Raw genomic sequence first — 17,496 nt, 5'->3', positions numbered from 1 at the left:
CACCCTTTGCAAATCAGTCAGGGCTCTGCCGGAAAGTCTTTAGCGGAGGGCAGCGGAAGACAGAACACCGCGACTTCAGCTTGCTCGAGGTTTTGTTTCTTCAGGCGCGTTCCGACCGCCACTTATTGAGCTCTATGCGGGCGGCTTTTGCGCCGCTGGACTCAAGCGAGTGTGAGGCGCTGATCCCACTTTTGAGCAGGCTGCGGTAGATCGCCTCGCCCCGGTTGACCGTCGTCATGGTGGAACCAAACGCAGCAACCTAGATTACCCAATCCCGACGGGTGGGGGGACCAACAGGAGAGTCTCCCATGAGGATAAATTGGCTTTACACGACGGCGACGGCATTGGTGATTTGCGCCGGTCCCGCCATTGCGCAATCGCCGGAAGGTTCGCAGAAGCGCGAGGAGAGTCCGCGCGCCCAGTCACCGGCATCTCAGTCTAGGGAAATGGACCGTCCAGCCGCCCAGTCGAAGGAGATGGATCGCGGCGGCGCGGCGGATCGCATCAAGGAACGCGCGCAGTCCGAGCCGATGGGCGGCGCCCAGGACATGCAGCGCGGTGAGGCACCGTCGCCGGCCGAGCGCAGCAAGGAGGCGCAGAAGCCGCAGGGCCGCGAGTCCAATGAGCCGACACGGCAGAGCCAGGATCAGCCCAGCCGTGGCGAGCGCGCGCCCTCGAGCACGGCGCAGCAGAAGGACCTGCAGCAGGGCCGCGATGCCAAGCCGGCTGCCGACCAGAGGCAACAGGCTGAGGAAAAGCTGCGGGCCCGCGAGGGTCAGCCCAAGCAGGACCGCGCGCAGGACGCCACCAGGTCGGCCGATACGAAGCAGCAGCAGACCCAGCAGCAGATCGATCGAGATCGCAAAGAGCAACTCGATCACGCCGCCCAGCCCTCCAAATCCTCGCCGCAGCAGAGCGCGCGGCCGGCCGACAACACACAGACCCAGAAGACCGGAGGGGCGCCGGATCAATCGAACCGCCAGACTTCCTCGGGTGCGGTCAACGACGATCAGCGCAGGCAAGTCGTCGATCAGCTGCGGCACGACAGGACTGCCACCAGCCAGAACCTCAATGTCCAGCTCAATGTAGGCACACGGTTGCCGCGGGGCGTGCAGGCGCGCCGGTTGCCGCCCGATATCGTGCGGATCATGCCGCAATACCGGGACTACGAGTACACGGTGATCGACAATCGCGTTGCCATTATCGATCCGCGGCGACGCGAGGTCGTCGATATTCTCGACGACGGACCGGGTTACAGCAGGGCGGCCGCTTACAGCGGCGACCGGGTTGTCATCGGCGATGACACGCGTAGGCGGTTCAGGGAATTGGTGCGCAGCTCTTCGACGACGGTCGGCTCGACCTCGCCTTCAGCCGGCGGAGGCGGAACCTCCGCGTCGAACTGTCTGTCGCTACAGCCGGTGCCGGAAGAACTGGCGCGCAACCATCCAGAGCTCGCCAACTACCGCTATCTCGCTATCGGCGACGAAGTGGTGCTGGTTGACCCGCAGCAGCAGAAGATCGTCCAGGTGATCGACTAAGACCGGATGTTCTCCCTCTCTCCGTTCTTCACGGGGAGAGGTTGAGGTGAGAGGCTGCACGTTTCCGCGCTATCGCGGCCCAGCTCGGTGCGTCGATAAGCGTTGGTGTGAACTTTGACGGCAAAACTGATGGCCATCAATGAACGTCAAGCAATGATGCCTGATGCTCCACTGCCACGGAGGCGCTGAAGAGGAGCAACCCTGAGGTGAAGATGTTGATCGTACTAACCTCGCACGACCGACTTGGAGACACTGGCAAGAAGACCGGCTTCTGGTTCGATGAGTTCGCTACGCCCTACTACATCTTTAGGGATGCCGGCATGGCTCTTACACTTGCGTCTCCCGAGGGGGGCCTGCCGCCGGTCGATCCAAGAAGCGAGCGGCCCGAGGCGGAGACCGAAGCGACTATTCGCTTTCGGCGCGACGGTTACGCGCAAGCTGAGTTGGCGAACGCCCGGATGCTGTCTAGCATTTCGGCCCGCGACCATGATGCCGCCTTCTATCCAGGAGGCCACGGCCCCTTGTGGGATCTCGCCAATGACCCCCACTCAATCGCGTTGATCGAAACCATGTTCCGCACGGGTCGTCCTCTAGCGCTCGTCTGCCATGGCCTCGGCGCCTTGCGTTACACCATGGCTTCAAATGGCCGTCCACTTGTCGCCGGCAAATCGGTCACCGGGTTTTCCAACCTCGAGGAGGTTGCAATTGAACTGACGGACGCCGTACCGTTCTTGGTCGAAGATATGTTGAGGAACAATGGCGGCAGTTATTCCCGGAAAGACAAGTGGCAGCCCTATGCCGTTTCCGATGGCGATCTGATCACGGGACAGAATCCGGCATCCTCGGAAGCCGTTGCGAATGCTCTACTTGATCGATTACGGATCAGGGGTCAGGCCACAAAAGGTGGCAACGCCTGGACCCGGAACGCCTGAGTAGTACGAGAGATGCGGCGCCGGCCGATCGGACAAATCGAATGGGAGCTCATCACCGTGGAAACCAAATCTTTCTTGCACGCCGAAGACATTCTACTTTAGTGCCACAACCTTAGGTGACGGGCCGCTCGCACCCGCGCATTCCGAATGCCAGAAATAATCACCACAGCTAAGGAGAACTGCATGAAATTCCGTCCGCTCCATGACCGCGTCGTGGTCAAGCGCATCGAAGCCGAAGAGAAGACCAAGGGCGGCATCATCATTCCCGACACTGCCAAGGAAAAGCCCTCCGAGGGCGAGATCACCGCCGTAGGCCCGGGCGGCCGCGACGAAGCCGGCAAGCTAATCCCGGTCGATCTCAAGGTGGGCGACCGCGTGCTGTTCGGCAAGTGGTCTGGCAATGAGGTCGTGCTCGACGGCCAGGATCTGCTGATCATGAAGGAGAGCGACATCATGGGCGTCCTCACCGACGCTCCCGCCGCCAAGAAGAGCGCCGCTTAGGCGCTTAGCCCGCTCCCTCATCCTGAGCGGTCATGCTGCAAGCTCAAATCTCATCCTTCGAGAACCCGACGAGCCGCTTGTCCTTTAGCAAGGGCCTGAGCCGTACGCGAGCAGGTGATGGGAACTGTGCGGGCAAATTTCCAGCCGGAATTTCCTCAACCGCGTCGACGGGATCTCCTGTTGCGAGATACAGCTCGGTCGCCTTGAGAAGCTGCTGGAAGCCCGTCTTTAGCGTCGACCCGCAACCTCGTCGATGCGACTCAGGAGATCTGCTGGGTCTTCATAGACGCGGAACGCTCCGGATTGTCGCAACTCGTCAGGCCCATAGCCGCCGCTTAAAAGACCTATACCCAACGCGCGACATCGGATCGCCGCCAACATGTCCCAGACACTATCGCCAACAACGACTGCGGTTTCGATGGGAACGCTCAGCCGTTCGGCAGCCGTCAAAAACAAATCCGGATCGGGCTTGGCATGTTTGACTTGATCACGCGTAACGACTGGAACCGCATCCCGATCGACCCCAAGCGAAGTCAGATTGACGGCTGCGGTTTCCAGGCGGCCGCTGGTCGCAATCGCCCATGGAATGCCGGCCTGCGACAACCACTTCAACAATTCGCGAACTCCAGGCAATGGCCGAACCCGATTTGACTGCTGTCGGTAGGCGGCAGCATGGGCGCGGCGAAGCCGCTCAACGCGTTCAGTGCCAATTTCGATGCCGGTTTCGCGAAGAAGCTGATTGATGAATAAGCCTCCGCTCATTCCTATCTTGCGATGGATGCGCCAAACCGAGAGTTCGATGCCCTCTGCATCGAGCGCCTCCTTCCATGCAAGAACATGCTGATAGACGCTATCAACCAGCGTGCCATCGAGATCAAACAGGAAGGCGGGTTCGATATTTGATGAGTGTTTCGACATTCTATTCGTCAAGCCTCGACGCAATCCATTCACGCCACACGGTGAGCAGAGCCGCCATAATCACCGGGCCGAGAAAGAGACCTATCAATCCAAACGAATCCACTCCGCCGAGGATTCCGATCAGTACCAGCAGGAATGGTAGCTGCGCAGTGCCTCCAATAAGGGCCGGGTGAATGAGATTGTCGCCGATCAGCAAGATTGCTGCGCCAAAAACGATTAGGCTTACGGGCGCCAGCAACGTACTGCTGTGAGAGGCCAATATCAGTGCAGCCGTCGTGAGCGCGATCCAGGCGCCAAGGGGCACCATCGCCAACGCCGTCGTCACAGCAGCGAACAGCAGCGGATGCGGCACTCCCGTCGCGACATACGCGATACCGATGGCGGCGCCTTTCAGGATCGCAGCTGCGATCGTCCCGTTCACGGTGGCGCGGATTGCATCGGCGATCCTGCTTATCAAGCGCGCGCCGGGATCTCCGATCAGATCGCCGGCGGTGGTCATGGCACGATCCGCCAGCCAGACGCCATCACGGAGCGCTACAAATAGTGCGATCAGCGTAATTGCAAAGAGAAATAGACGATGCAACAGCGCGCCCCCGAGGGCACCGGTCCACGACGTGAGATTTTCGATATTCACACCGCGAAGCCATTCCCTCAGAATGTCGGGATTGCTGAGGTTGGTGCGCCACCAGAGCTCGAGTTGCTGGCCGGCGATCGGCAGCTGCGCAAGCCAGACCGGGACTGCAATTCCACTCTCACGCAAGCGGTCGAGCGCACTTAGAAAAGCGCCGCTTCCCTGTGCAATCTGATGCGCAACCAAAATCAGGGGCACAAGCAGGACAAGTCCGGTCAGAATCGTAAACAGCAACGGGGCTAACAAGGAAGAACGACGGCTGGAGATCAGCCGTGCGAAATGAATGTAAGCCGGCCAGATCGCGATGGCGATTAACGCTGCCCAGGTCAGCGCCACCAGGAACCCACGCGCAACCCAGAGCGCCAAGAGCACTACCGCGATCGCAATAGCTGATTGGATGATAGCCCGGGCGCGTGAATCGAAGGTTGGCTCTAACGCGCCGATCGACCGAAGCCCACCGTCATTGCTTGGTGTGAGTCCATGAAGCTGCATAATAACTCACGAGTGTTTCGCCGCAGAAATGACCGGTTGCGGCAGACAGACTACAACCACATGCCTCTGCACACATTGACGACTATCAATCGCCAGCGCCGCCGCGCCCACCGGCTCCTGGGACGAGGGAGTCTGCGAGCATAGTCCTGCGATGAACATCAATGACGAGGAGCGCGAGCGGAGTTACTTCAAATCGGCATCATCCCTCATGCCACATCCGGCTTAGCCGATGGCACTCTGGTTCTGAGGGCACTCGTGAGGCGGTAGTCGAACTCCAGCGCGATCTACGGAAAATTACTGCCGACAGCTTGACAACGATCAAGGCTCAATCCCCCCGCCGCGCGGAGATTAGAGTGACAACCGAGCTGACGCGCGCAAGTGTCCCGGCTGCAATGGTCGCCGACACGGCACGTGCGTCACCTTATTCAGTAACCATCGCTGGGACACGCCCAAAAGGTACGGCTCGGATCCATCACAATCAAGGAGACCATCATGAATCGACTTCTCTATTCCGGCGCTTTGCTTGTCGTTCTCGGCAGTACCGTCGCCACAGCTCAGAACGCAAGCGACACTACTCAAAGCAACAACGCTCACGGGGCGCTGAACCCGGCACAGCAACAGATGGTCAGCAACAGCCTCTCCAGCACACCCTCGCAATCCGCACCATCGGGCGCGCAGCCGCAAGTCGGTGACAAGGTTCCAGAGTCCATGTCGGCGCAATCCATGCCGCATAACGTCGTTGACCAGGTCCCCGAGGCGAAGGAACTGCTCTTTGTCAAGCTGCCAGACCGTATCCTGCTCATCGACCCCGACACCAAGCTGATATCCGAAATCGTCACCGAGTCGGCCACCACCGGGTCGACGGCCGGCAACCAGGGTCGGTAGCACTACCAGTGCCTCGGCCAACGGCCTGGCCCAACCTTGAAGGCGAAGGAGTTTTGATGAACATTCCCCACCTCCCGCTGCTCCTGGTAGCCACCTTGGCCGTCGTCACGCTTTCGAAGCAGATCGATCACGCAGTCGCCCAAGAGATCGGGCTGACGCCTCTGGAGGCGACGGAGGTCGCCAAAGGCTATAGCGCCGAGGCGCTCAAATTTCGGTCTGTAGTCGGCGACAAGCACGACAGGATAGGAAGAATCAGCGACTTCATCTTCGGCAAAGACGGCAATATTTATGTGGTCGTTGCGGTAGACGATTCGACAGGCCTGCCTGGCCATCCCGTGGCCATTCCACTCCGTCAATTCCAGCTGGACGATTCACCCGACTATGCGGTTCTGCCGGGCGCAAGCCGCACTTCGCTCTCGAAGCTGCCGGTTTATGTCGGGCACTGATAGCGTGGTCCGAACCTTTGCAATGAATCAGAAAAGAACGGCAGCTCCGACTGCCTCGCCGATATGGGCAAAGGCGGCCCAGGCGAGTGCCGCGAGGACATCGCGCACGATCCAGACAGAGAGCGTCAGGAGACCCACGGCGGCGTTGGTCAGAATGCCCCCGCACACGCGATTCAGAAGGTATGCGACTTGTCTGATCGACCAAAGAGCGCCGTGATGACGGTCCAACGAGAGGAGCGCATGCCGTTGGCGGGCGCTGATAGCCATCCACTGTAGCTCGTGCCCTTCTGGCGCGGAAACAGCGCATGGGGTGACGGTCGTCAAGGCGCAACTTGCAGCCGGAGGGCTACGGTCTTAGTGAGGCAATCACGCAGAGCACGTCTCAAATTCGGAGAATGCCATGGCCAGCACCACAATGAATTCACCCTTCGATACCTCGTCCGTCGCTGCCAGCGATGGGCTCGCGCGAAACTGGTGGCTGTTCACACTTCGCGGCATCTTCGGAGTCGTGTTTGGCTTGACTGCTTTGCTCTTTCCCGGACCAACCATGTTGTCCCTCGTGATCTTGTTCTCGGCCTATATGCTGCTCGACGGAGCGGCAGGCATCATTTCCGCGGTCCGTGCAATGCGCCGCCGAGACCAATGGGGCTTCTTGATCTTCGAGGGTCTCCTCAACATTGCTGTTGGCATGGTCGCTTTCCTCTGGCCCGGCGTCACCGTGGTTGCGTTCGTGCTCCTGGTCGCTGCATGGGCCATCATCTCCGGTGGATTGATGATGGCGGCCGGGTTCCGACTGAGCATCAGCCACGGACGATGGTGGTTGGTGCTCGGCGGATTGTGTTCGCTGATTTACGGGGCGCTGCTGATCGCTATGCCGCTCATCGGTGCGGTCGTGCTCACGTGGTGGATGGGCGCTTATGCACTCGTATTCGGTATCTCTTTGATCATTCTGTCGTTCCAGCTCCGCTCCAGGCATCGGCATGCGGCCACGCCCAGCACGGCGGGTACTCAGGCATAGGTGACATTTTATGACTTCCGCCACACGCAAGCCGAGCCAGCCGGATGGTCCGCCACAGGACCGTCCGGTCGGTGATGCCGAGAAGGCCAATGGCGAAGAGTTACTGGAGGAAAGCCTGATCGAAACCTTCCCGGCAAGCGACGCACCATGCTGGACCGCCTTGACGCGCGTCGGGCCGCCTGATCGAAAAGGCCACCATGTGAAGCGCAAAAAGAAGCGGCTTGGTCTCCCTCATAAGAAAGAGGCCGCCAACTGAGGCGGCCCTGATAGGACTACTCAGGCGATCGACCTTCACCTTCCCAAGGCCTTATTGATTACTTCCTTTGCCTCCTCAAATGCTGGTGAAACGCTAGTGGCTCGAATGTTCAAGGCCACCCAGTCAATTTCCGGCAGCGTCGGGTTTGTCCGATAGATCGCGGCGTGCCAAAGGGCGGGGTTGTTCGTGACCCGGATTTCGTAGCCGCGAAAGGTCTGTTGTTCGGTATGCATATGAACTCTCCAAACGCCCCGCTCAGAACATGGGGTTTGGGCGACGACCGGAAAGGGGCCAACCATTAAATTAGAAAGGGGCCACCACCTAAACAGGAGTGGGAAAGGTGGCACCCGCAAGGCGCATTCAGATCAGGCGGCCTAGTGTGTCAATCTGATGCGGGAAAGCGTGCCGGAATATTGACGGCCGTCATGGCGCGTCGATGCCTAATCGAGAGTCTTGCGGGCATCCTGCAGCGACGATGCACGAGGGCGGCCGACCGTTGTTGGGGGCCAGCAGGTGACCGCCCATCCCATTTCTCTCGTGCGCACGACCACACCTAGACGCGCCCTGCTCCGAACAAGAGGTCATGATGGAGTCCAGAGGACCGGATGGCACAATAGGGATCCCGGGAGGCACTAGCGAATGACACCGTGTCCATGAACACCACAGCCGTCATGAACGGAAATGGGTCGGAAAGTGCAGGCCATCCGCACCCTTCCCCTGCGATCGCTAGCTCTTTCGCAGGGCGTGATTGAAACCTCAACCTTGCGAGGCGTCCATGCCGAAAAAAGAGCCCTACATCAGGTTGCCGCATCGCGCAGTCGTTTTTATCGGAGACGGCAGCAAGGCCCTCATTCTTCTAAATGAAGGGGATGGTCTAAAACCACACCTTGTAGTCCAACAGGCGTTTGAAGATGAGAACCCGCCGACTCACGAGCAAGGATCGGACAAGCCCGGACGAGCTCTGTCTGCCACCGAGCCGAACCGCAGCGCGATGGAGCAGACGGACTGGCATGACATCGAGAAGCATAGGTTCGCGCGCACCGTCGCAGGTGCTCTGGATCGCCTTCTGGGAGAGCTACAAACAGAGCGTCTTGTAATCGTAGCACCGCCGCGAACACTCGCAGACCTGCGTCGATCACTTTCTCCCAAGGTCCAAAACTCCATTGTTGCGGAGCTTGCAAAGGACTTGACCGGCCTGAGCGTCAGCGACATCTCGCAATATCTGACAGCCCGATCGTAGCGGGTTCAAATTGCGGGCCGGCGCCCCCCGCTGCTCCCGAGCCCCAAAAAGCCTTTCGCCTCTGGCGCGCCGCGTCGCGGTATTATTGCCCGCTGCTCGGGGCTGCCGTTTCATGGCCTTATCGGCGCTTGACGGTCGATCATGGATGTTCCGCCCTCCGCAATTTCGCGCTGTACCGGGTGATGTTCTCGCTACTCATGGACGTCGTGTTGTTGGCGCTAATGTTCTACAGCACAACGAACCGCTGGTCGTGGCGCCGGGGCAGCGAGCCGAATACCGTCTGCCGGCCGCGGTCAAATGAATTGATAGCGAAGGATTGCCGTCAATGGAGCGCGCTCCGGCAATTGTTCTCGTGACGCGGCCAATACCCTTGCCCCGGTGCATAGCGCGCGCCGTGCCACCTCGTCGACGACGCTGTAGACCTCAGCATCATCGGAAGCGGCGTAAGTCACGCTGCCGTCGATACCGCTGACGAGCCCTGGCACGACGGCGTCGAAGTCGACCAGCAACTGCTCGATCGCACCCGCGGTTGCTGCGTGGGCTGCGTAAGAAACATCCGTTGTGCCGCGCTGCGGCTTCAACTCATCATACCGCCCGATCAACTCCCTGATTTCCCGTGTGGTCGATCGATTAAGGATCGGGATCGCCTGATGCTCTAGCGCCGGGTCGGTAGATCGGTCAGGATTTCCCTCTATAATATCCTCGGATAACTCCGGATAGTTGCAGATCGCACGGAACATCGAAGCCAGCGGCTCGGTGGCGGCGAGGATGAGCGGCGCCGTATGTCCGCGTAATGTATCGCGGACGGCCTGGTCCACTTTCTCGACATATTGGTGCAAGAGCACTTTCTCGCCCTCAAGATTCTGCAAATGCCCGCGCGGCGCGCGGACATGGAATGATGGACGTTGCGTTGCCTCTTCCGCATTCTTTGGCAGTCCTGGCACCCATAACCGCGACGGCGGCAAATTGGCAAAGACGTGAATCAGTCGGACGCTCTCTTTCGCAAGTGCAAGCACGAAGGCATCGTGCCGCGAGGTCATCGCCCGCAACACCGGCGTCAGGTGCAAGCGATCCGCGACCTCGGCGAGCGGCTTTGGCGCTTCCGCCAGACGGAAGGTGCGCAGGGATTCAGGCAGCGCGAGCACCGCAAGTCCGTTACCCTGATGGTTCCAGAACGAGAGAGTCTCGTCCGGCTTCGTCCGCTGGCGCTGCCGGACTTTGTCTTGATCCGGGTCATGTTGGCCGCCGGCGAACTGATCGAAGCGCTGTTCGAACGCTTCGATCACACGCTTGTCGGCGCCAGCGTCGCGCAATTGCGCGAGCGCCTGCTTCGCCAGATCCTTGAACAGGGTACGATTCGCCTCGGCCCTCTCGCCAAGGCGAGACGTTGGCATGTACAGGGAAACACAGAACTGGGCCCTTAGCTGCGCTAGATCCCTGAACTCTGCTACGGTTGGTAGATCGATGTGAAGCATCGGATCCTCGAGGGTGCCGGTAAACGTAATGCAGATTCTCGCAACATCGTCGCCAAATGACGTTGACGATCGTCAATGACGGAAGCTGCTTGAGCGCCCAACCAAATGCGCCGCAGGGAGCCGATCCGATCAGGGTGTAACCCCACGCCAGCAAACCCCAATCCCGCATCGACTTGCGCGCCGGCGCCGAGCCTTTTCTCAGGTGGAATGGCGCACAGCCAGATGCTCACCGGTGCCAGCACGTAGTAATCGTAGGGCCAGCTTGTCAGGATCGTGAGGCCGCCGATGATCCAGCGCACGTCACCGCCGATCCGATAGTGGACAAAGGCGAGAGCTGCCGAAACTAGGGAGCTTGGCATGACCGTAGCCACCCATCACGATCAGGGTTCCGGACTCGTCTGCGACATGAGACAGGATCGCGTCTGCCACCTCGATATCCGGTGCCGGGATGATTTCGATCTCGACCTTGACGTCGTGGCGCGCCAAGTGGCTTGCCATTTCGACCCCGCGAATCTCGGTGGTCTCATTCTTCGTTTTGTCGTTCTCGATGATCAGCAGATCAACCTGGTCCGCCCTCGCCAGCAGCGGTAGCGCATCGTTGATTGCCCGCGCCGCGGTGAGGCTGCCGTCCCAGCAGCATACCACGCGGTCGAGCTTCAATCCGTTCTTATGGATATATGGCACGACGATGAGTGGACGTCCCGACTCGAAGAGCGCGCTTTCGATCATGTCGTCATTGGCTACCCCGTCTGGGCTGGACTGAAGAAACGTGCTGAGATCGGAGCGTCGAGCGATCGCCGCGAACAGCGTTGGCGCCTCCGGCCTTACGGTCCTGACGAGACGATGTTCCGCCGAGAGCTGGCGGCTCCTTGCGGCCTCGTCAAACCTCCTGATTGCTGCCTCCGCGGCTTTCTTGCTCTCCTCCACCATCATTGCGACGATATTGGGCGGCATTTCCAGCATCACATAGCCTGGAAAGTCCGGCGCATAGACAAAGGCCACGCCTGCAATATGAGCATCGAATGCTTCCGCGACCGTGATCGCGAACTCGCGCGCCCGGTCTCGTGAGACGTCATGCTCCAGATTGACGACGATATCCTTGATCATCGAGAAGTTACCTCTCCGTGAGGCGCACGCTTCAGGCGTCAGTAGCGATCCTCACCGCGACGAACGCACGTTCCAGCCCCATCCATCCTTAGAAGCCATCCTTAGAAGCGCTCACGCCGGAAGACACAGCACAGTCCGTGGCGACTCATAGTAATAATGAGGCGCGGCGAGTGCGGCGCCGATCAATACGCCCGCCGCCCAGCCCCTACAACGGGAGCGACGGAAAACCGTCATGCCATCAAGCCTGTGTCGCGGTCGGAGAAATGGCAGTGCCTGTGGCTCCGCAGCAATCGTGATTAGGTTGTTCTTCGTCACAGAGGTCCACTTGTTTTTGCCGCGACGGATCCGCCTCCGTTGATGATAGTGCGGCATCTTCACATCATTATGCCGGCCGTACCCTGACGGTTATCAATTGCCCTCCCCGGAATCAGCCCCATGCTTGTTGAGTCCTCTAGAGCAGGGTACTCCTCGTGAAAACTGAAAGCACATCGAGGCAGGATGTTCGTCGCACGGCGGCAGCGGTGGAAGCGTCCCGGTTGCCGCAGGTACGGCTATCCGGTACCGATCGATTGGAAACCTTCAGCGACGGCGTACTCTCAATAACAATCACGCTGCTGGTCGCCGAAATCGTCCGGCCCGAACATGCTCCCGGTCAACTCCTTGACCGACTGGTCGAGCAATGGCCCAGCTACATCGCTTTCCTCGCGTCGTTCTTTTACACGGGAGTCATCTGGCTCAATCATCGCGCCGTGTTTGCCCGCGTGCGCTACTGCGACCGCGGCCTACATCTTGCCAATCTATTTCTGCTGCTGACATCCGGGCTTATCCCGTTCCCGACCGCGATCCTTTCGTCCTCCATCCAGATCGGCAATGATTTTGATGCAAGGATTGCCGTCGTGCTCTATGCGGCTATTGCCGGCAGCATGTGCCTGGCTTGGCTCATCTTGTTTCACGTTCTGAGCATTCATCCGTGGCTCGTCGAGCACCACATCGGTTCTGAGTTCTTTCCCAAGGAGCGGTTGCGCGCCATCATTGGCATCGTCTGCTACACGGTGGCGGGCGTGGTGGGGCTGTCGATGCCGAAGCTCGCCCTGGTTATCTTCCTGGCGCTGCCCGTCTTCTACGGGGTCACCAGCGAAGGCCTCACGGAGACCCGGATACGCTTGCAGTTTGGCAACGGCCAGCGCGAGGCTGCTGTCAAGCGCGGCGCAGACCGCGCCGGATAGCTACTATGGCTTTTTTGACAGTCTCTTCCTTCACCGTCTGCGCCGCCGTTTGCCACATCGCCGGATCGGCTGCGCCAAGTGGCTACGTTGACGCCCGTCAAGGCGCGCACGCATTGATCTCGGCATTAAACCTCTCGGCTTGGGCGATCGGGGAAGGAAGCGCAAGATGTCAAAGACAGTTGCGGACGTTCTGGTTGGCGCACTCGAACAGATCGGCGTCAAACACATCTTCGGCTTGATTGGTGACTCGCTCAATCCGCTTGCCGATGCCGTGCGCCGCAGCAAGGTCGAATGGATCGGCGTCAGGCACGAGGAAGGGGCGGCGCTGGCGGCTGCGGGACAAGCAAAGTTGACCGGACAACTCGCGGTGTGCGCGGGCACGACGGGTCCAGGCAGCAACCATCTTGTCGCCGGCCTCTATGAGGCTTGCCGCGATCACGCACCAGTGCTGGCGCTCTCGGGCGATATGCCGCGCAAATTCCATGGCACCGACTACATCCAGACCACCGAGCCGGATCTTCTGTTCCGGGACGTGTCGCTTTACACTGAAACGATTGCGTCCGCGGCGCAGGCCGGTGCAGTGATCCATCAGGCGATCGCCGCAGCCTACGCAGGGCCTGGTGTCGCGCATCTGACGCTTCCGCAGGATGTGCTGGCCACGAAGGCCGAGGGCAGTGTTGCCAGCATCGCCACCCTCCAACCGCGGCCGGAGTTTGCAGCAAACGAGCATGACGTTGCCGAGATGGCGCGCCGAATCGATGCCGTCGACCACATCGTGATCATGTGCGGCGCCGGCTGCCGCGGTGCGATCGAAGAACTGCGGAGGCTCTCTGACCGCCTCAAGGCGCCGCTGGTTCATTCGTTTCGCGGCAAGGAGTTGATGGCGTATGACGATCCCCGCTGGATGGGCGGACTCGGCATCATCGGGACCAAGCCGGTCTACAAAGCGGTGCAGGATTGTGAGCTCTTGCTGATGGTCGGTACTGACTATCCTTATTCCAGCTTCCTGCCCGACAAAGATAAGGTGATTCAGGTCGACGTACGACCGCAAGTTCTAGGCCGGCGCGCGCCGACGACGCTTGGCGTCACCGGCTCTGCGCGGCCAACGCTGGCGCTGCTGCTCGGCAAGGTCGCCCCAAAAACTGATGGCCTGTTCTGGGACCTGGTTACGCGAGAACGACGGAAATGGGACGAGATGCTCGACAAGCAGGCCGACCTGCGCCGCAGCAAGGACAACCTTCATCCACAAGTGGTGGCGCGCGCAGTCAGCGATCTCGCCAACCCCGATGCGATCTTTGCTCTGGACACCGGGTTGAATACGCTGTGGTCTGCTAACTGGATGCGTCAGACCGGCTCGCAGCGGATTCTCGGCTCATTCAACAATGCTGCCGTCGGGACGGCCCTTGGGCAGGCCAACGGCGCGCAGGCCCTGGAACGGTCGCGTCAAGTGATCGCGCTGATTGGTGACGGCGGCTTCAACATGCTGATGGGCGAATTCCTCACGGCAGTCCAACATAAACTGGCGGTCAAGGTCGTCATCTACAACAACTCATCGCTCGGCCTAATCAAGCTCGAGGCCGAGAGCGTCGGTCTCGTGCCGTTCCGCCGGGCAATCGAATTTCCTAATCCGGATTTTGCAGCGCTGGCGCGGGCCTGCGGAGGGCACGGCTTCCTAGCGAGGAATCCGGCGGAACTGATGTCGGCGCTGCCTGAGGCATTTGCCGCCGAAGGACCAGCAATCGTGGACGCCGTCGTGGTCGCTGACGAGATGCCTAACGTGCCCCATGTTGATTTGGAGCAGTTCGGGCACTTTGCACTCGCCAAAATCAAGGAGGCGGTTCTCGCCGTAACGGGCGGCTGATGCGATCGAACACTCTTAGCCTTGGTCATCTGCTCGAGCGAGACCGCCTGGTTGACGATTGTCAGTGATGTCGACTCTCATTGTGACGAGCATCATACCGGAGTCTCCGTTTGAAAGAGCTGGGCCGTTACATCCGCGTTCCGTAGCGGACGTCTTGAACTCGCAGCCACTGACAGCGGAGCAGACGCGACCATAATTGATGACTGTCAACGCGCTCGCCGCGAATCGTATTTAATGGATATCCCATGTGGCTCAGCCTCGGTAGCACATGCGAAGAAACGTTGCCCTGGTTCGAAGTAAACGGGAGAAAGACATGGCGCTGCCAATTCGCGGGGGCCATACGCATGCGCCACTGCACCCATTTTTCGTTGGACTGGGGGGCGCCTTGCTCATGGCCGCTCTGTTCACCGACTTTATGTATACGAGCAACTCGCTCTCGCAGTGGGCCAACTTCTCGGTTTGGCTGATCACAGGGGGCCTCGTGCTGGCGCTCATCGGTACGATCTTCCTAGTAGTTGACGTCGCGCTCGGAAGGGCCGGAGCGATCCGCTGGCTTGATTTTGGGTTGGTAGTGGCCGCCGCAATCCTCTCCCTGGTCAACGTCTTCGTTCATACGCGGGATGCGTGGACTTCCGTTGTCCCGACTGGCATCACCCTTTCCACGATCGTCACGATCCTGCTGCTTGCCGCCGGTGTTCGGGGCTGGTGCGTTACCGCCGTAAAGGCTGTGGGCCGGGGAGAACGCGAATGATCGCGAATCCCGTTCGAGTGACTTCGGGACTTATGATTCTCGCGGTGCTCGCGGCCTGCAGTGACCAAGGCGGCGATCCATCAAAACAATATGGACCGAATCCCGACCTTCCTGAAGCTCACCAATATCTGGTGCCGCCCATGAGCGTACCGCAGGCGGTTGGCTGGCAGACCGGGGAAACGCCCACCGTTCCCGCGGGTATGCGCATCCAAGCGATGGCGACCGGACTGATGCATCCGCGCACGGTTTACCCGTTGCCCAACGGCGATATCCTCGTCGTTGAAGCCAACGGTCCCGGCACCAAGCCATTCCGGCCCAAGGATTACATCTCAGGCAAAGTGAAGGCACGGGCCGGTGCGTCCGACAAGGGCGGAAATCGCATCACTTTGTTGCGCGACGCCGACGGCGACGGCGTTCCGGAAATAAAGACTGTTCTGCTCGACCATCTTCACTCGCCATATGGCGTCGCATGGGTAGCGGAAACTTTGTACGTCGCCAATACCGACGCGATCATCGCCTTTCCCTTCTCGCCGGGCCAGACGGAGATTACGGCGCCCGGAACGAAGCTTGCCGATTTGCCCGCCGGCCCGATCAATCACCACTGGACCAAGTCGATGGTGGCCAGCCCGGGTGGGTCAAAGCTCTATGTGGGGGTCGGCTCTAACAGCAACATCACCGAGAATGGGGTAGACATCGAAGAAGGGCGTGCAGCGATCTACGAAGTAGATCGGCTCACAGGTGCAAAGCGCCTTTTCGCGACTGGAACGCGCAATCCGACGAACCTCGCCATTCAGCCTGGAACGGGGCAATTGTTCGCTGTGGTCAACGAGCGGGACGAGATCGGCCCCGACCTGGTTCCGGATTATCTTACATCCATCAAGGACGGCGGGTTCTACGGCTGGCCGTATAGCTATTGGGGGCAGCATGTGGACGTACGCGTCCATCCGCAGGATCCTGCAATGGTGACGAAGGCGATTAAGCCGGATTACGGCCTTAGTTCCCATGTTGCGGCACTCGGCCTTGTATTTAGTCAGGGGGAAACGCTGTCACCGCAATTCGCCAACGGGGCGTTCGTGGGTGAACATGGCAGTTGGGACCGGGATCCGCTCAACGGCTATCAGGTCATCTTCGTTCCCTTCGCAAACGAACGGCCGAGCGGGATGCCGACCCCGGTGCTGACGGACTTCCTTGCGCCGGATAAAAAAACGGTTCACGGGCGGCCGGTCGGCGTGGCACTTGACCGGACTGGTGCACTCATCGTCGCGGACGATGTCGGGAACGCGGTCTGGAGAGTGAGCGGCTCTGGCAACGGTAAATGAGCGCGCGATGCCGATATCGACCAAGCCGGCTCAGAACTTAGAAACCCAGTTTGCGGCGCTCAGATCAGTCTCGAGCGAACGCAATTTCGCGGGCCGGTTAGCGCATGGATCAGTGCGACGATGGAGGTCGAGCCCGCAGTCGAGCACAGCGGCGGATGGTGATCGGCGAGATATTCGCTGAGATCGACCGGAACCAAAATCACGATGAGATATCCAAGCTGGATTAAGGCCGCCGTCAGCGCGATCACGACTGCCTTACATGCGATTGCGACCAACTCGACCGAACCATAGTTCGGGGTGGTGGTTCGACACTCATCCTGAGGAGAGGTCCATGACCAGCACCAAAAGTCCATCGACGCTCGAGACATCCAACCCGCGAGACGGCAAGCTCGCCAGATGGGCGATCATTGCTGTGCTGATCGCGCTGCTCATCACGGCCTGCGTGCTCGGCTACCTCGGCTGGACCAGTACGGATAACCAGGTGCCGGAGTCCGGCTACGTCGCTCTGGTGATGGGCGTGGTGTTCTCGCTGGTAGTAGGCGTGGGCTTGATGACGCTGGTGTTCTACAGCAGCCGCAGCGGCTATGACGAACCGGCGGTGCTGATCAAGCCGCTGGAGAGCGATGTGGACGACGAGCGTGGGGTCGGCGGTTCTGTGTCTGCACGCAAGGTACCCCAATCAGAAAATTGAGCCTTGTCAATGCATGCGGCTCTTCTTTCTGAGAAAATGCATTTAGCGGCTCCTCACGTCGCTTGCCCTTCCCGGGCCCCCCGCGACTTGGACCGCCGGCAAAAGCCGCGCGGTCCTTCTTTTCAATTCCAATCGCGATGCAATTGGGACCTTCACTCCCGGATACCGACCCATTGGCGTCATACGGTCAGAGCGCCGCGATGATTGCG

At 60.0% G+C, this 17,496-nt stretch carries 21 protein-coding genes; 13 read left to right on the top strand and 8 right to left on the bottom strand.

Annotation, left to right across the window (positions count from 1 at the left end):
- Positions 1-476: 476 nt before the first annotated feature.
- The 3 genes from QA645_RS07345 to QA645_RS07335 all read left to right on the top strand — a co-directional run bounded on the left by QA645_RS07345 (position 477) and on the right by QA645_RS07335 (position 2,971).
- The gene (locus QA645_RS07345; RefSeq protein WP_283049263.1) at positions 477-1,538 is read left to right on the top strand and encodes a DUF1236 domain-containing protein; all 1,062 of its coding nucleotides are present in this window, start codon (positions 477-479) and stop codon (positions 1,536-1,538) included.
- Positions 1,539-1,744: 206 nt separating this feature from the next.
- Positions 1,745-2,470, top strand: coding sequence for a type 1 glutamine amidotransferase domain-containing protein (locus QA645_RS07340; protein WP_283049262.1), 726 nt, complete (start codon positions 1,745-1,747; stop codon positions 2,468-2,470).
- 183 nt (positions 2,471-2,653) lie between these two features.
- Positions 2,654-2,971 carry a co-chaperone GroES gene (locus QA645_RS07335; protein WP_283049259.1) on the top strand — a complete coding sequence of 106 codons (318 nt, stop codon included), beginning with the start codon at positions 2,654-2,656 and terminating at the stop codon, positions 2,969-2,971.
- Positions 2,972-3,199: 228 nt separating this feature from the next.
- Here QA645_RS07335 and QA645_RS07330 read toward each other — a convergent pair whose 3' ends face one another.
- On the bottom strand, positions 3,200-3,889 hold the full coding sequence (locus tag QA645_RS07330) for an HAD family hydrolase (RefSeq protein WP_283049257.1): 690 nt from the start codon (positions 3,887-3,889) through the stop codon (positions 3,200-3,202).
- A gap of 1 nt (position 3,890) precedes the next feature.
- Positions 3,891-5,012 (bottom strand): AI-2E family transporter, encoded by a 1,122-nt coding sequence (locus QA645_RS07325; RefSeq protein WP_283049255.1) that lies wholly within the window; start codon positions 5,010-5,012, stop codon positions 3,891-3,893.
- Between the two features lie 492 nt (positions 5,013-5,504).
- Here QA645_RS07325 and QA645_RS07320 point away from each other — a divergent pair, with 492 nt between their 5' ends.
- Together QA645_RS07320 and QA645_RS07315 are read left to right on the top strand one after the other, a co-directional pair.
- The gene (locus tag QA645_RS07320) at positions 5,505-5,897 is read left to right on the top strand and encodes a hypothetical protein (RefSeq protein ID WP_283049254.1); all 393 of its coding nucleotides are present in this window, start codon (positions 5,505-5,507) and stop codon (positions 5,895-5,897) included.
- Positions 5,898-5,953: 56 nt separating this feature from the next.
- Positions 5,954-6,343: a PRC-barrel domain-containing protein gene (locus QA645_RS07315; protein ID WP_283049252.1), complete on the top strand. Its 390-nt coding sequence runs from the start codon at positions 5,954-5,956 to the stop codon at positions 6,341-6,343.
- Between the two features lie 27 nt (positions 6,344-6,370).
- On the opposite strand, the gene QA645_RS07310 is transcribed toward QA645_RS07315, so the two are convergent.
- The gene (locus QA645_RS07310) at positions 6,371-6,610 is read right to left on the bottom strand and encodes a hypothetical protein (protein WP_283049250.1); all 240 of its coding nucleotides are present in this window, start codon (positions 6,608-6,610) and stop codon (positions 6,371-6,373) included.
- Between the two features lie 133 nt (positions 6,611-6,743).
- Here QA645_RS07310 and QA645_RS07305 point away from each other — a divergent pair, with 133 nt between their 5' ends.
- Positions 6,744-7,361, top strand: a complete 618-nt coding sequence (locus tag QA645_RS07305) for an HdeD family acid-resistance protein (protein WP_283049248.1) — start codon at positions 6,744-6,746, stop codon at positions 7,359-7,361.
- A 10-nt stretch (positions 7,362-7,371) separates the two neighbouring features.
- Positions 7,372-7,617 (top strand): hypothetical protein, encoded by a 246-nt coding sequence (locus QA645_RS07300; protein ID WP_283049245.1) that lies wholly within the window; start codon positions 7,372-7,374, stop codon positions 7,615-7,617.
- A gap of 35 nt (positions 7,618-7,652) precedes the next feature.
- Here QA645_RS07300 and QA645_RS07295 read toward each other — a convergent pair whose 3' ends face one another.
- The gene (locus tag QA645_RS07295; protein ID WP_283049243.1) at positions 7,653-7,850 is read right to left on the bottom strand and encodes a hypothetical protein; all 198 of its coding nucleotides are present in this window, start codon (positions 7,848-7,850) and stop codon (positions 7,653-7,655) included.
- Between the two features lie 542 nt (positions 7,851-8,392).
- Here QA645_RS07295 and QA645_RS07290 point away from each other — a divergent pair.
- A complete protein-coding gene (locus QA645_RS07290; RefSeq protein ID WP_283049241.1) occupies positions 8,393-8,857 on the top strand; it encodes a host attachment protein in 465 nt (154 codons plus the stop codon).
- A 293-nt stretch (positions 8,858-9,150) separates the two neighbouring features.
- Here the strand turns inward: QA645_RS07290 and QA645_RS07285 are convergent, their stop codons facing one another.
- The 3 genes from QA645_RS07285 to QA645_RS07275 are packed head-to-tail and all read right to left on the bottom strand — an operon-like array spanning position 9,151 to position 11,439.
- Positions 9,151-10,332, bottom strand: a complete 1,182-nt coding sequence (locus QA645_RS07285) for a hypothetical protein (RefSeq protein WP_283049240.1) — start codon at positions 10,330-10,332, stop codon at positions 9,151-9,153.
- A complete protein-coding gene (locus QA645_RS07280; RefSeq protein WP_283049238.1) occupies positions 10,305-10,631 on the bottom strand; it encodes a hypothetical protein in 327 nt (108 codons plus the stop codon). The genes QA645_RS07285 and QA645_RS07280 overlap by 28 nt, the downstream gene beginning before the upstream one ends.
- A 1-nt stretch (position 10,632) precedes the next feature.
- Positions 10,633-11,439 carry a universal stress protein gene (locus QA645_RS07275; RefSeq protein WP_283049236.1) on the bottom strand — a complete coding sequence of 269 codons (807 nt, stop codon included), beginning with the start codon at positions 11,437-11,439 and terminating at the stop codon, positions 10,633-10,635.
- A 470-nt stretch (positions 11,440-11,909) separates the two neighbouring features.
- On the opposite strand from QA645_RS07275, the gene QA645_RS07270 reads away from it, so the two are divergent.
- The 4 genes from QA645_RS07270 (at position 11,910) to QA645_RS07255 (ending at position 16,596) form a co-directional block, all read left to right on the top strand.
- A complete protein-coding gene (locus QA645_RS07270) occupies positions 11,910-12,665 on the top strand; it encodes a TMEM175 family protein (RefSeq protein WP_283049234.1) in 756 nt (251 codons plus the stop codon).
- 166 nt (positions 12,666-12,831) lie between these two features.
- On the top strand, positions 12,832-14,526 hold the full coding sequence (locus tag QA645_RS07265) for a thiamine pyrophosphate-dependent enzyme (protein ID WP_283049232.1): 1,695 nt from the start codon (positions 12,832-12,834) through the stop codon (positions 14,524-14,526).
- Between the two features lie 313 nt (positions 14,527-14,839).
- Positions 14,840-15,277, top strand: coding sequence for a DUF2231 domain-containing protein (locus QA645_RS07260; protein WP_283049231.1), 438 nt, complete (start codon positions 14,840-14,842; stop codon positions 15,275-15,277).
- The gene (locus QA645_RS07255; RefSeq protein WP_283049229.1) at positions 15,274-16,596 is read left to right on the top strand and encodes a sorbosone dehydrogenase family protein; all 1,323 of its coding nucleotides are present in this window, start codon (positions 15,274-15,276) and stop codon (positions 16,594-16,596) included. Before QA645_RS07260 ends, QA645_RS07255 begins: the two co-directional genes overlap by 4 nt.
- Before the next feature lie 59 nt (positions 16,597-16,655).
- Here QA645_RS07255 and QA645_RS07250 read toward each other — a convergent pair whose 3' ends face one another.
- Positions 16,656-16,844: a hypothetical protein gene (locus QA645_RS07250; RefSeq protein WP_283049227.1), complete on the bottom strand. Its 189-nt coding sequence runs from the start codon at positions 16,842-16,844 to the stop codon at positions 16,656-16,658.
- Between the two features lie 83 nt (positions 16,845-16,927).
- Here QA645_RS07250 and QA645_RS07245 point away from each other — a divergent pair, with 83 nt between their 5' ends.
- Positions 16,928-17,287: a hypothetical protein gene (locus QA645_RS07245; protein ID WP_283049225.1), complete on the top strand. Its 360-nt coding sequence runs from the start codon at positions 16,928-16,930 to the stop codon at positions 17,285-17,287.
- Positions 17,288-17,496: the final 209 nt, after the last annotated feature.

Origin of the sequence: Bradyrhizobium sp. CIAT3101, assembly GCF_029714945.1 — a bacterium.
In the GTDB taxonomy this organism is placed as follows: domain Bacteria; phylum Pseudomonadota; class Alphaproteobacteria; order Rhizobiales; family Xanthobacteraceae; genus Bradyrhizobium.
Note: the sequence above shows the minus strand (reverse complement) of the source record. Positions and strands in the feature narration are given on the sequence as shown.